At 45.4% G+C, this 13,893-nt stretch carries 13 protein-coding genes; 10 read left to right on the top strand and 3 right to left on the bottom strand.

Annotated features, from left to right (window positions below; all coding sequences use genetic code 11):
* Positions 1–57 precede the first annotated feature (57 nt).
* A complete protein-coding gene (locus tag RJ41_RS01870; RefSeq protein ID WP_032096159.1) occupies positions 58–3,165 on the top strand; it encodes an efflux RND transporter permease subunit in 3,108 nt (1,035 codons plus the stop codon).
* A 544-nt stretch (positions 3,166–3,709) separates the two neighbouring features.
* On the opposite strand, the gene RJ41_RS01865 is transcribed toward RJ41_RS01870, so the two are convergent.
* Positions 3,710–4,828, bottom strand: a complete 1,119-nt coding sequence (locus RJ41_RS01865) for a M14 family metallopeptidase (RefSeq protein WP_039216482.1) — start codon at positions 4,826–4,828, stop codon at positions 3,710–3,712.
* A gap of 90 nt (positions 4,829–4,918) precedes the next feature.
* Entirely contained in the window at positions 4,919–5,689 is a 771-nt protein-coding gene (locus tag RJ41_RS01860) for a HesA/MoeB/ThiF family protein (protein ID WP_039216481.1), read from the bottom strand.
* A gap of 124 nt (positions 5,690–5,813) precedes the next feature.
* Between RJ41_RS01860 and moaB the strand changes: the two genes are divergently transcribed.
* From moaB to RJ41_RS01825, 7 genes are all read left to right on the top strand, one after another.
* Positions 5,814–6,320, top strand: a complete 507-nt coding sequence (gene moaB, locus RJ41_RS01855; protein ID WP_014949775.1) for a molybdenum cofactor biosynthesis protein B — start codon at positions 5,814–5,816, stop codon at positions 6,318–6,320.
* Positions 6,317–6,796 (top strand): cyclic pyranopterin monophosphate synthase MoaC, encoded by a 480-nt coding sequence (gene moaC / locus RJ41_RS01850; protein WP_039216480.1) that lies wholly within the window; start codon positions 6,317–6,319, stop codon positions 6,794–6,796. Before moaB ends, moaC begins: the two co-directional genes overlap by 4 nt.
* A gap of 153 nt (positions 6,797–6,949) precedes the next feature.
* Entirely contained in the window at positions 6,950–7,198 is a 249-nt protein-coding gene (locus RJ41_RS01845; RefSeq protein WP_014949773.1) for a MoaD/ThiS family protein, read from the top strand.
* 2 nt (positions 7,199–7,200) lie between these two features.
* On the top strand, positions 7,201–7,674 hold the full coding sequence (locus RJ41_RS01840) for a molybdenum cofactor biosynthesis protein MoaE (protein WP_039216479.1): 474 nt from the start codon (positions 7,201–7,203) through the stop codon (positions 7,672–7,674).
* Positions 7,675–7,691: 17 nt separating this feature from the next.
* Positions 7,692–8,900, top strand: a complete 1,209-nt coding sequence (modA, locus tag RJ41_RS01835; RefSeq protein WP_240485712.1) for a molybdate ABC transporter substrate-binding protein — start codon at positions 7,692–7,694, stop codon at positions 8,898–8,900.
* Positions 8,901–8,902: 2 nt separating this feature from the next.
* Positions 8,903–9,598, top strand: a complete 696-nt coding sequence (gene modB, locus RJ41_RS01830) for a molybdate ABC transporter permease subunit (protein ID WP_039216477.1) — start codon at positions 8,903–8,905, stop codon at positions 9,596–9,598.
* 1 nt (position 9,599) lies between these two features.
* Positions 9,600–10,841 (top strand): ATP-binding cassette domain-containing protein, encoded by a 1,242-nt coding sequence (locus tag RJ41_RS01825; RefSeq protein ID WP_039216476.1) that lies wholly within the window; start codon positions 9,600–9,602, stop codon positions 10,839–10,841.
* A gap of 2 nt (positions 10,842–10,843) precedes the next feature.
* On the opposite strand, the gene hemN is transcribed toward RJ41_RS01825, so the two are convergent.
* A complete protein-coding gene (hemN, locus tag RJ41_RS01820) occupies positions 10,844–12,217 on the bottom strand; it encodes an oxygen-independent coproporphyrinogen III oxidase (RefSeq protein ID WP_052235380.1) in 1,374 nt (457 codons plus the stop codon).
* Between the two features lie 83 nt (positions 12,218–12,300).
* On the opposite strand from hemN, the gene RJ41_RS01815 reads away from it, so the two are divergent.
* Together RJ41_RS01815 and RJ41_RS01810 are read left to right on the top strand one after the other, a co-directional pair.
* Positions 12,301–13,116, top strand: coding sequence for an SGNH/GDSL hydrolase family protein (locus tag RJ41_RS01815; protein WP_039216475.1), 816 nt, complete (start codon positions 12,301–12,303; stop codon positions 13,114–13,116).
* 82 nt (positions 13,117–13,198) lie between these two features.
* Positions 13,199–13,876, top strand: a complete 678-nt coding sequence (locus RJ41_RS01810; RefSeq protein WP_039216474.1) for a DsbA family oxidoreductase — start codon at positions 13,199–13,201, stop codon at positions 13,874–13,876.
* Positions 13,877–13,893 lie beyond the last annotated feature (17 nt).

The following is a 13,893-nucleotide window of genomic DNA, read 5'->3' as shown; positions in this document are numbered from 1 at the left end:
CTCACTACAACTGATATTTCCCTGTCAAATGGCGTGTAGTTCTAAGGGAGGTTTAAGATGCTAGTTTCCATTATTCGTACCGCAATCGAAAAGCGCGGTATTTTTCTGATGCTTTCCTTTTTGGTGATTGGATTAGGCCTATTCAGTTATCAAAAGCTGCCTATTGATGCCGTACCCGATATCACCAACGTTCAGGTACAAATCAACACACAAGCAGAAGGTTATTCACCGCTTGAAACTGAACAACGTATCACCTTTTTGGTAGAAAACGCTTTGGCAGGATTACCAAACTTGGACTACACACGTTCACTATCGCGCTATGGCTTATCACAAGTGACGGCCGTTTTTGAAGAAGGCACGGATCTCTATTTTGCCAGAAACCTCATAAACGAACGGCTAGGCATTATCAAAAGCCAATTGCCCGATGGTATTGAGCCTAAGATGGGGCCGATTGCCACAGGTTTGGGTGAAATTTACATGTACACGCTTAGCGCGAAGCCCGGCACAGTAACTGTCGATGGCAGAAAATTTGATGCAATGGCGCTTCGAGAGTTACACGATTGGGTGGTGAAACCTCAACTGGCCTTGGTGAAAGGGGTAACAGAGGTTAATGCTATTGGGGGGTTTACCAAACAGTATCATGTGAAGCCTAATCCTCAACTTATGCTTAATTACGGCGTTAGTACTGACGATTTATTGCGGGCATTAAATCGAAATAACGCTAATCAGGGCGCTGGGTACATTGAACGCAACGGCCAGCAAATACTAGTACGTTCACAAGCGAGACTTTCGAGCGTTGAGGACATCGGTAACGTGGTGGTAACGCTTACAAACCGATCTCCCGTCACGGTAAGTGACATTGCAGAGGTCGCCATCGGTAAGGAGCTTAGAACGGGCGCTGCAACACGAGAAGGTCAAGAGACGGTGTTGGGCACAGCTATGATGCTAATAGGCGAAAATAGCCGAGCTGTTGCGCTAGACGTGGCTGATAAAGTGGATGAAATCCAAGCAAGCCTGCCAGAGGGCGTAATTATCCAAAGTGTATACGATCGCACTACGCTCGTGGATAAAGCCATCAATACAGTACAAAAAAACCTTGTTGAAGGCGCACTACTCGTTATTGTTGTCTTATTTTTATTGCTGGGCAATATACGGGCAGCAATTATCACCGCCGCTGTCATCCCACTTGCCATGCTTGCCACAATAATAGGCATGGTACAAACGGGCGTTAGCGCGAACCTAATGAGCTTAGGTGCGTTAGACTTTGGACTGATTGTTGACGGAGCGGTTATTATCGTCGAGAACTGTATTAGGCGATTAAGTGAATCGCAGCGGCGAACGGGTGCAATACTGCCTCTTAAAGAACGGCTGGAAGTCGTATTTGAGGCAACGAATGAGGTGATACGCCCAAGTCTATTTGGCGTGATGATAATCACGATTGTGTACATTCCTATCTTTAGCTTAACAGGTGTCGAAGGGAAGATGTTTCACCCAATGGCGGCTACCGTAATATTGGCATTGCTAGCGGCAATGGTATTTTCAATCACCATTGTGCCCGCAGCTGTTGCTATGTTTATGTCAGGCAAAGTCAGTGAAAAAGCGAGTCCAATAATCACTGGGGCTAAATCAGTTTACCGCCCTGTACTGGAGTGGGCATTAAAATTACGATGGTTGGTAGTAGGTGCAGCAACATTACTCGTAGTTATCAGTGTTTGGTTTGGGATGCGCCTAGGTTCTGAATTTGTGCCGCAACTAGATGAGGGTGACATAGCCCTTCATGCAATGAGAGTGCCCGGCACAGGAATTGAACAAGCTGTCGATATGCAAAAACGGCTTGAACAGGTCATTATGCAATACCCACAGGTAAACACCGTATTTGCTAAAACGGGTACTGCTGAGGTGGCTACTGATGCTATGCCACCCAACGTCACTGACACTTTTGTAATGCTAAAACCAATTGATGAATGGCCAAACCCTGCATTATCGAAAACGGAATTTGTCGAGCAATTGGAGAGGGATCTTCAAAATGTACCCGGCAATAACTATGAGTTTACGCAACCTATACAGATGCGCTTTAACGAATTAATTAGTGGCGTTAGGGCAGATTTAGGGATCAAGATATATGGTGATGATCTGGATAAGCTGCGGGATTCAGCTGGTGATGTTTTATCCGTATTACAAGATATTCCGGGCGCTGCTGATGCACGAGTAGAACAAGTAGATGAGATCCCCATCTTCACGGTGAACCCGAAGCCTTATGCGCTGGCGCGTTACAACTTAGACGTAACTGACTTGCAAACGTGGTTAAGTGCATCAGTTGGCGGCAAAGAAGCTGGTTTGGTATTTGAAGGCGACAGACGCTTTGAGATTGTTGTTCGTTATCCTGAAGAGATTCGCAATGATTTAGAAGCGCTGGGAAATATACCCATCATGACCAATGATGGTGAGTATGTGCCAATCGCCGAGGTGGCTGAGCTTGAATATACCAATATACCCAGTCAAATAAGTCGAGAAAACGCAAAACGCCGTATCGTCGTCACAGCAAATGTGAGAGATCGTGATTTAGGCTCTTTTGTCAATGATGCTAAAGAGCAAATCGCAGCCAATGTGGCACTGCCGAGTGGTTATTGGATAAGTTATGGTGGAACGTTTGAGCAATTGGAAAGTGCAAGTCAACGACTGAGCTTGGTTGTGCCCGCAACGCTTTTCCTGATCCTTGCATTACTTGTGATTGCATTTGGCTCAGTCAAAGACGCCTTGATAATTTTCACAGGCGTCCCTTTGGCATTAACTGGCGGCATCTTTGCTCTTTGGATCAGAGATATGCCTCTTTCAATATCGGCAGGGATTGGTTTTATCGCGCTCTCTGGTATTGCTGTATTGAATGGTCTGGTAATGCTGTCTTTTATCAGGCAGAGGATGGAAGAGACTGGCGAGTTGGTAAACTCGATTATTGATGGTGCAATGACTCGCTTGCGGCCAGTGCTGATGACAGCGTTAGTGGCGAGTCTTGGTTTCGTGCCCATGGCGCTTAACGTAGGTACTGGCGCAGAGGTGCAGCGACCTCTGGCAACGGTGGTCATTGGTGGGATCATATCCTCTACCTTGTTAACTCTGGTTGTACTACCTGTACTCTATAGACTCGTTCACTATAAGGTGAATTAGCAGCACTGGGGCATTTGGGTTTATAAATCAATGCCCCGGATTTACTTACCCCCATGACGATCATTCGACTTCTTTTGACAAAATGGGGAGGTGGCTCGTAAATCGCTTTGTAATAAAAATTTGGAGTTGTAGGGTTGGTTATCAATTGTAATATTCAACATTCGGCTTTTGGAGGCGCATCCTGTGGACTATTGTGGTCTGAATAACTGCTTTATGCCACTGAAGAGTCAGTCAGAATAAAGCATATTAACTTCCGCTTATGGTAAATATCGGAATCAAGAGCAGAGAGCCCTGAACGTCTGCTGTTTGTCTGAAGCGGACCAGCGCATTTGCTGTGGTCAAGGTCCGCTTTACGCTCATTGCAGCCATCGAAGGGTCTTTGAGCGATGGGCCGCTTAAGGTACTCTTCTGCCGTTCAATACAATAAATTGAACGGCAGGAAGTAATTCAAAAATTAAACCAGCAGCTAGCGTGAGACATTTCTAGGTACTCTAATCAACCATGTTGTAATAAAGTTTTATTCCATCAAATGGCGTACAAAAACCTACAACTCCTTATAATTCGTAAACACCTTATACAACTGCGTACCACTCAACACTGATGCTGAAGGGAAGTGTAAAATAGGGATAAGATCGCAGGGCGCTTCTAAAGTTCTGCTGCCGTTGTCCGTATCTAGGTCGTCAATATTTAAAATTTGCGCTAGCGGCTCACCTTTCTTAACTGTTTGGCCTGGTTTCGCCATGTACTCCACCATGCCGCCCCAGTTAGTAAACAGGGTTTTATAGTCTTTTAAATACACGCCTAAACGCTGCATCTCTTTCGGCTTAATATCGCACTCGTGCAATACACCTTTTGCGTTTAGGTAACTAAGAATACTGGTGGCGTCTATATTGCCTTCATTAAAGTCGATAACTTCTTGGCTACCCATTTCAAGGGTAAAGGCTTCAACGTTAAAGCTGATCTCACGCTCTAAATTAGTTTTTATACTTTCTTGCAGTGTCCACCACGGGCAAAATGTTGCTTCGTCTAATGCGCCTGCAAATACATTCGGAATAAAAATACAGTGTGGAATGTTAAATAATTTGGCGCTGTCTTTGGCGTATTCGGGAACATAAACGTGGCGGGTAGATACTGGGCCGTTATGTAGATCTAGTACGAAGTCGGCGTTCACCGCCATTTGCTGTAGCTTTAGATTTAGCTGCTGCGCAAGCCCTAAACCCCAGGGTTCAGCCAACTTGTTGTCGATAGCATTAGACAGGTGTGCACGAAAACGTTGTTTTATGCCTTCAATCGACTCTTCGCGGGTGACGGTTTTGGCGAAATGCTCAACTGCACCTTTGTCAAAGAAATAGCCACGGTTCCAGTTTGTGCCGTTCACAGGGTCGAAACGTCCTAATGTGTATTCACCGGCTTTAATGTTTGTACCAATGGGATTACAGTTGGGCACTAAGATAATCTCGCCGCAAATATCCATGTCTTTTAAGCGCTGAATAAGATGGTAAATAACCACGTTACCTTGTACTTCTGCGCCGTGAATAGAACTTTGAATATACACAGTAGGGCCAGGCCGCGCGCCTTTCATACGATAAATTGGCACGTTCATGTTACGTCCAGACGCGTTTTGCGCCACTACCATGTGTTTTTTCACTACTTGGGTTGTCATTTAAATCAACCTATTTTCTGTCTTGTTCTTTGTTTTAGTCTGTTGTTTTTAATCACGTTTTTAGAATTCATACCGCAAATGCACATAAACTTAACAAGCACATAGCTCGCAGTCCACGCCTTTAGGTAGCTTCCAGTTTCGCCACTCGTGCGACAGAGCATCAAACGTCATTAACGTGTTTTTAGGAATATTATCGAAATCCATCAATACTTGCATGGCAAGCATAGCTTGGTAAGTACCAACAATATTTACTACTGGCGAGAATATACCTGCCTCTACACAGCTTAAATCGGGCGATTCAAATAGCGTTCGTAAGCATGCATAGCAACGGCTCTCACCGGGTATAGCGACGAAAAGCTGGCCTTCAAAGCGAATGGCCGCGCCTGAAACCAGCGGTGTATTCAGTTTGAAACACAATTCATTGATTACATCTCGCGAGTCGACGTTGTCAGTGCAATCTAATACAACATCAGCACGTTTTATGGCCTGTTTTAATGTCGGCGATAGTGGAGCAGTGCCGGGCGCTGAAAACGGCTTTGCTATTACGGTAATGTCGCAGTCGCTATTTATCGCATTAAGCCGCGACTTAGCCGCTTCCACTTTACTTGTGCCCACGTCTTGTTCGCTAAACAAGGTTTGCCTTGGCAGGTTGGTGGTCTCTACAATGTCATGGTCGATGAGTGTAAGCGAGCCTACGCCGCTGGCACACAGACTAGTTGCGGCCGCGGTACCAAGCCCGCCAATGCCAATGATACAGATATTTGCGTTTAACAACGCTTCCTGACCGTTTAGGTCGACTTTGGGAAGTACAATATGGCGGTTATAGCGCATAGCCTGCTGATTAGTTAGGCTTTTAGACATAGTTTATGCCAACTTAGTTGTTGAATTCATGGCATGCACCCTTATAAAGTGATTACCAATTAGTATTTTGGCTGGTACTTTATCAAAAACCGCCAAAATGTCGCATATCAAATTAGGATTTCATATGTCAGTTGTCAGCCAACCCCTTAATATTGCCGTACTCACTATTTCAGATACGCGCACCCTCGAAAACGACAAGTCGGGAGACTACTTGAAAGAGGCGCTTACCTCGGTTGGCCATAACCTTTATGATCGCGACTTGGTGAAAGACGATATTTATCAGCAGCGCGCCGTGGTGTCGAAGTGGATTGCCGATAAAAACATTCACGCCGTATTAATTACCGGTGGTACAGGTTTCACCCACCGGGACTCAACGCCAGAGGCCATCAGTGTATTGTTCGACAAAGAAGTCGACGGCTTTGGCGAGCTATTTCGCCAAATTAGCTATGAAGAGATTGGTACATCAACCATTCAGTCTCGCGCAGTAGCGGGCTTTGCTAATAATACGGTTATTTTCTGCCTGCCAGGTTCAACAGGCGCGTGTCGTACGGCGTGGGAAAAAATTATTTCTAGCCAGCTTGATGCCGACTTTAGACCGTGTAATTTCGTAAAGCATCTGGTGGAAGCATGAGCACCTTTAGCCACTTAGACGCTGGCGGCGAAGCCAATATGGTCGACGTTAGCGATAAAGACGTTACCAAGCGAGAAGCCACAGCAGAAGGTTTTTTATACGTAAGCGAAGACGTTATTCGCCAAATCTCTGAATCAAAAATTGCAAAAGGTGATGTATTTGCAGTTGCCCGTGTAGCGGGTATTCAAGGGGCAAAACGCTGCGCCGATCTTATTCCTCTTTGTCACCCATTGGCACTGTCAAAGGTGGATATAAACTTCGACATTCAGGCCGACCAAAACCGAATTCAAGCCACCTGCTATTGCAAGCTAAGCGGTAAAACCGGCGTTGAAATGGAAGCGCTCACGGGTGTAAATGTGGCGCTGTTAACCTTGTTTGATATGTGCAAAGCCATCGACCCTGGCATGCATATGGAAGGGGTACGGGTTCTGGAGAAAAAAGGCGGTAAGACAGGCTACTGGCAGTTCGACACCTAGTTTTCACAAAGGCCAGTGAGCTAAAAAATGACGTGCATAAAGAGTACACGTGCTCAAAAAGCAACGCACTTTAGGCTCAACCCATTTCAGAGGCTTGGAAAGATTAATTTGCGCGCATAAAGCGACCTTAATAACGTAGATAACAGGCAAAGCATGCAGGTAACGGTAAAAACATTCGCACAAACCCGAGAGATTACGGGAGAGGACAATATCGCGCTTCATATAAGCGAAAACAGCACTATTGAGACCGTGATATCGCAGCTTAAAACGCGTAGTGACAAGTGGGCATTAGCCCTAGAGGGCAGTGTGCTTACTGCCTGTAATCAAGAGCTTTGCGATCTCCAAACAGTACTTAGCGACGGTGATGAGCTGGCGCTATTTCCACCTGTGACAGGGGGCTAGCTATGTTTGCGCTAGTTCAAGTTGAAGATTTCGATCAAGGAGAGCTTTACGCTAGGCTAAAGCAGTCGGCAGATAAGAAGGCCTGCGGCAACACCGGCGCGATTGTTACTTTTACTGGGCTAGTGCGAGATTTTAATAACGCTGGCGATATAGACGGCATCGAATTAGAGCATTACCCGGGCATGACTGAAAAAGCGTTAATGCTTCTGGTTGAACAAGCGAGCGAACGCTTTTCACTTAACAGTGCTGGCGCACTGCACAGAGTAGGGCGCATACACAACAACGAACAAATTGTATGGGTAGGTGCCGCCGCTCCCCACCGTAAAGCGGCGTTTGACGCTGCCTGCTACTTAATGGACATGCTTAAACAGTCGGTACCGCTTTGGAAAAAAGAATTTAAGGGCGATAAATCTGAATGGGTTGAGGCGAAAGCATCTGACGATAAAGCGGCACTCAAGTGGATGCATAAAAAGTAATGGTTTTTTCTTTGGCAATGCGACTTTCAAGCTTTGTTAACCTAGCCATGCTTATTTTGGTAAGTGCAAGTACATGTGCAAGTGTAGCCCTAGGCGTTATGGCTTTTTCAAGTTCTGTGGCACAGGCGAGCAGTTTTGAAGCGGCGAATAATACTGTAAATGAAGGGAGCGTTATTAGTGCCGAAAAACAAAACCAGTCAGTAAATTTCAAGCGCGACGAAAAAATTAACGTAGCCGTTGCGGCAAACTTTGCAAAACCGCTAAAGAGTATTGCCGAGCAGTTTACTGAGCTAACCGGCATAGAAGTCGCGGTAACGGTATCTTCTAGCGGCACTTTGTATGCGCAAATTCAACATGGTGCTAGCTTCGACGTGTTTCTATCTGCAGATCGCGCTAGGCCGCAAGCGTTAGTTGATAATAACCTAGTTCACCACGGCAATCTGGTGAATTATGCTAAAGGCAAATTGGCGTTTGTCTATGCTGGCGACTTATCAAGAGAGTCATTCAGCGAAATATCTAGTAAGAAATCGAGTGAAAGAAACTGCGAGCAAATCGCGCGCTCATCTACTGGTGAAACAACTGCACAAATAAACGTTCAGCTTACCGATTGCTTGTCGAAGCAGCTTGTTCAATTAATGGAAAATCCACAAAACAAGGTGGCTATCGCAAATCCTAAACTGGCTCCCTATGGTGATGCTGCGCAACAGACGTTGCAAAACTTATCCTTATGGCAACAGTTTTTACCTCACAGAGTGATGGGTAAAAACGTGCTACAAACCTTGCAGTTTTATACCACCGGCAGCGTGAAAGGGGCGTTCGTTGCGTACTCATTGGCCTTAGATTTGCCCGCAGACTTATCCTCTAATTTGCCTTCTAAATTTAACAGTGTTGTGAATACCAAAAGCGCCGATGCTGTTACGGTTATCGTCCCAGTACCTGAAACCTTGTATCAACCCATCATTCAGTCGTTGGTGGTTAACAGTAAAACGGTAGCTACACTATCACCGAATCTGTTCGAACCACTTCCAATTAAAAATGCGGCAGCGCCAGTTGATGAGCCTATTCACAACGACAACGTTGAGCCAACCAGAGCATTTCGTTTGAGTGACGCTAGTGGAGTGTCATCACCCAGCCTTTTCGTACAATATTTAATGTCGCAAGGGGTGCAGCACAGCTTAATTGAATGGGGCTATGAACCTACCATTGCATCGGGCGTCGGTAACTAAGTATGCTCACAGAATTCTTCGGGGCATCGACACTTGAAGCCATATTACTCACCTTGAAACTGGCCTTTATAACCAGTGGTTTGCTGTTGTTAATCGCATTGCCGCTAGCGTGGTTTTTAGCGAAATGGCAGAGCAAAGCTAAGCCTTTGGTTATGTCGATACTCGCGTTGCCTTTGGTGTTACCGCCAACTGTGCTGGGTTTTTATTTGCTTATTGCTTTTTCACCGCAAAGTGCGTTGGGGCAGGGATGGCAAAGCCTAATCGGGAGTAATTTAGCATTTAGCTTTGAAGGCTTGGTATTGGGGTCTGTTATCTACTCCCTTCCATTTGCTCTACAGCCTTTGTACAGCGGCTTTTCACAATTGGATAACCGTTATTTAGATGTAGCAAAAACGCTGGGGTTTTCGGCCTTTGAAGCGTTTATAAAAATAGTGATTCCTTTAAGCAAAGCGCCCATCGTGGTGGCATTAGGCTTAAGCTTTGCACATACCATAGGCGAGTTTGGCGTAGTACTAATGATAGGTGGCAATATTCCTGGAGAAACTCAGGTGCTGTCTATCGCGCTATATGAACAGGTAGAAGCGTTGGAATATAACAGTGCACACAACCTTGCGTTGGCCCTTTTGATTTTTTCATTCGTAATGCTCGCGGCGCTCTATCGTTTTAACGGCGTCGCACGAAGTGATGAGGCGCGTTAACATGCAAATATCTGCGCTACTACCAAATCGCATTAACGCACAAATCTCATTGCAGCCACAAAGCCGATTCATTGGGGTTACCGGTCCATCAGGTGCGGGAAAAAGCAGCCTGTTTCGCGCCCTAGCTGGCGTAGAAAAAAGCGCAAAAGTGCAAACGCCGTGGACCTCTCAAAAGGTCGGCATCGTTTTTCAGCAGCCCATGCTATTTCCCCATACCGATGTGTGCGGTAATTTAGCCTTGGCGCAGCGTCACGCAAGCCCTAATGCAATGTCTATCGACGCCTGCTTGCGCGGCTGTTATTGCGAACATTTAATCGATAAGCCAGTTCAAGCGCTTTCTGGTGGAGAAGCGCAGCGGGTCGCGATTGCGCGTGCGTTGGTCAATGGACCAGATGTGTTATTGCTAGATGAATCGTTAAGCGCGATTGATATCTTTACCCGTCGCAAAATTTACCAGTTCTTGAACAATTTGTGTGTGTCGGGGAAGCTCACCTGCCTTGTTATTTCTCACGATTTAGATGACCTTGCCTTGTTCAGCGATGAGTTGGTTTTTATTGACCAAGGCCGCACCGAGCTTTGTGGAAAAACGCGCGATGTATTGACTCAAGTATTCGCAAAAGAGGGATTTGCGACACCGTCTAGCGTACTTGAGGGATTTAAAGTTACTGCGCAAAGCGAAGCTCGTGACAGCAACCAGTCACAAAACGCCGTTGTCAGCTACAAACACGGTATCCAAACGCAACAAGATCAAAATGTTCTAACCTTACAAGGCAACGATCAGTGCCAGTCGGAAAACGGCATTGAGCGCGTTGAGGTAGCGGGGCACGAGATATTCGTCACTGCAGAATCAGTGTCCTATTTGCCTAAGCAAAGCGCTGAGCAAGTTTCTGTTCGTTTTGCAGTTAAAGCTTGTGATGTAAGTGTCGATACCAATACTGCTGACTTTGGCAGTGCCAGCACAATCAGTATTTTAAATGCGCTGCCATGTGTTATATCTAGCATCGAACCCGTGGCGAATTCACTCAGCCCCTTGAACGTGGAAGAAAATAACGCCGACACAAAACTCGCAGATACAAAACTAACCCCTAAAAAGCTAGCGACCGTAAACAGCGCGAAAGTGTTGATAAAACTTGATGTACTAAACAGTAACCAAACCCTCTATGCCAGCATTAGCTGTATCTCTCTATCGCGTCTTAAGCTTGATGTAGGGGTGCAAGTGATTGCGCGGTTTAAACTGCCCTAGGTTTAAATGGCTTTGGAGTAGCTACTGAGTATTTCACTTGCGTTCAAATAAGCGTCGAAACGCGCACAAATAGCCCGAATGTAAATACGAGCAGGCTCTGGCGCTCGAATATACCGAGATGTCATTTCGATAAGCCCGTCTTCTTTAAGTTCTTCAAGGTTGTTTAAGGCTGAAGCAAAGTATTCATCAAAAATGATGTGGTGCTTGTCGGCAATTGCTTGCTTGTCTACCGCTAAATTGCACATTAAGCTAGAAATCACGTCTCTGCGAATCAGGTCGTCGGCACTTAATGACAGCCCAACCTTCGCATTGGGCAGGTGGTTGTCTAACCGATGGTAATATTCTTTTAGCTCCTTAGCATTTTGCGCAAAGGCATTACCTACCGTGCTAATGGCTGAAACGCCGAACCCTATAAGGTCGGTGTCTCCACGTAAAGTATAGCCTTGAAAGTTGCGGTGAAGCTCGCCTTTATTTTTCGCAATAGCCAGTGAGTCTTTGCTTAAGGCAAAATGATCAAGACCAATCATTTCATAACCTATGTTTGTAAAGCTGTTAACGGCAAGCTTGTAAAGCGCCGCTTTTTCTTCACTACTTGGCAGTGTTTCTTCAGCAAATTTACGCTGCGCTGCAAACCTCTCGGGAAGATGTGCATAGCTAAAAAGCGAAATACGATCTGGCATCATGGCTTTTGTCGCGGCGATGGTTGATGAGAACGTTTCAATTGACTGATTCGGTAAACCATAAATTAGATCTAAGTTGACTGAGTCGAAACCCAGCGACCGAGCCTCGAATACTAAATCGGCAATGTGAGACGTGCTTTGTACGCGATTTATGGTTTTCTGAACATTGTAATCAGTATCTTGTAGACCAAAGCTAATGCGTGTGTAGCCAAGACACTTTAAGTTTTGAAGATAGCGTTTATCGATATTTCTGGGATCTAACTCAATTGACAGTTCAGCACCTGCTTCAAAGGTAAAGTGTTTCTTAAGCAGGTACATTAAATAAGTATGCTGAGTCTCGCTCAAAAAACTGGGTGAACCGCCACCCAAGTGCAGAGAAACTGCACGCCTGCCGTCAGTTAAATAACGCTTAGACAGAATTTCTTTTTCTATGTAATCTAAATATTCGTCCGCTTTTTCATTGTGACGTGTCACCATTTTATTGCAGCCACAGTAGTAGCACAGCGTTTTGCAAAATGGAATGTGCACGTAGAGACTTACTGCCGGCGCTTTTGACACTGCAAGTGCTTGTGGAAGTATGTCATCGTGTAGCGGTTCAAATTTAAGTGCAGTAGGGTAAGAGGTATAGCGAGGAGCATTCAACGCATATTTGGTAATGGTTGATACAGGACGTTGTTGTACGGCAATTATTGTCATATTGGCTCTGCACTTATATGTAGATATCTAGGCGCGAATTCAATTCGATGGTTAAAGCTTAATGGATTGCTTAGGAGGCTGATTTGATCTACTTCAAGGTTTTGGTATTAAACCTGATAATTGTTTTACTTCTTCCAGTCATTTTGCTTCAAGCATTGTGGGTGAGGAAGAAGACCGCTGTACTACCAGAGCCTGACGGCGAGCGGGTATTAACCTCTGCCGATAGTAAATTACTGCTAACTAATAACGTTTTGGTTATAGGCGATTCTGCCGCCGCTGGTGTTGGTGCAACGACGCAAATGGGGGCACTCACAGGTCTGCTGTACTCAAACCTTGTTAAGCATGGGCCAACGCGAGTGACGTTGAATGCTAAAACAGGTTTTAAAAGTGAAGATGTGCTCAATCTTTTACATGAAATGCCTGCCGAGCACTTTTCGTCGGTGCTCGTCTCTATTGGTGTTAACGACGTGACCAAATTTGTACCGTTGAAACGGTGGCGACAAAACATCGATGCTATGAGTACGCTACTGTCAGATAAATTTGGGTGCGAAACAATATTGTTTACTGCGCTACCGCCAATTCATTGCTTTCCTGCGCTTCCGCAACCTTTGCGTGCACTATTAGGTTACCGCGCGTGGCTACTAAACCAAGCTTTGGCTGATAGCGTAACAGACCAGGCTAACGCAGATATATTATATGTTAGTGCACTTAATGTGAGCGGAACTATGACGGATATTCAGCAAAGTGGTTTGATGGCAGAAGATGGCTTTCATCCCTCCACGAAAGGCTATGAAATATGGGCACACTCAGCCCTTGAAAAACTTTCCACGCTTTACAGCACCACAATGGACACGACAAAAAAAGTCACAGCAAAAACTGATGTAACTGCGACGAAATAATCGCAGTTTGGGGTTGAAGTTTCTTTTTGTAACCTTATCTAAGCCCTTACACATTCTCGAATTCAATAAAGTGAGCCCTTTCATGACAGCAGATTTACAAGGTGCACAAAATGTGCGCGATGGAAAAAGAGTAACGGTAAATATGGTGTCTGATGTGGTGTGCCCTTGGTGTATTGTTGGATACCAGCGCCTACAAGAAGCCATTAAAACCCTAGATAACATTGAAGTTGATATTAAGTTTCACCCGTTCGAGCTGAACCTCAATATGCCAGAAGAAGGGCAAAACCTTCGCGAGCATATAATGGAAAAGTACGGCATAAGTGAGCAGCAAAGCGCGCAGAACAGAGCGCGGCTAGTAGAAGCAGGCGAGCAATTGGGCTTTTCGTTTAATTTTACTGACGACTCTCGCATGCAGAACACGTTTAAGGCGCACCAACTTATCCATTTTGCAGCAGAAAACGGCCTTGAAGAAGATATGAAGCTTAGCTTGTTTAACGCTTACTTCACTGATGGTAAAGACGTGAACGATCTTGGTGTGCTAGTAGAATTAGCTGAGTGTGTGGGCCTCGACAAAACCGAAGCTGAAGCAGTAATTAAAAGTGAAAAATACGCGCAAGTAGTTCGCGAGGAAGAAACCCTTTGGATGCAGCGCGGTATCCAAAGTGTACCTACTTTTGTGATCGGTAATCAGGGTGTGGCTGGTGCGCAAGAGCCTGCAACATTGGCTGCATTTATTGCCCAAGCGGCATCACAGCAATAAGCAGGTTAAAAGGGTGT

The sequence above is a fragment of the Alteromonas marina genome (assembly GCF_000808575.1).
Classification (GTDB): Bacteria; Pseudomonadota; Gammaproteobacteria; order Enterobacterales; family Alteromonadaceae; genus Alteromonas; species Alteromonas marina_A.
This window is presented reverse-complemented; position numbering and strand designations above follow the sequence as displayed.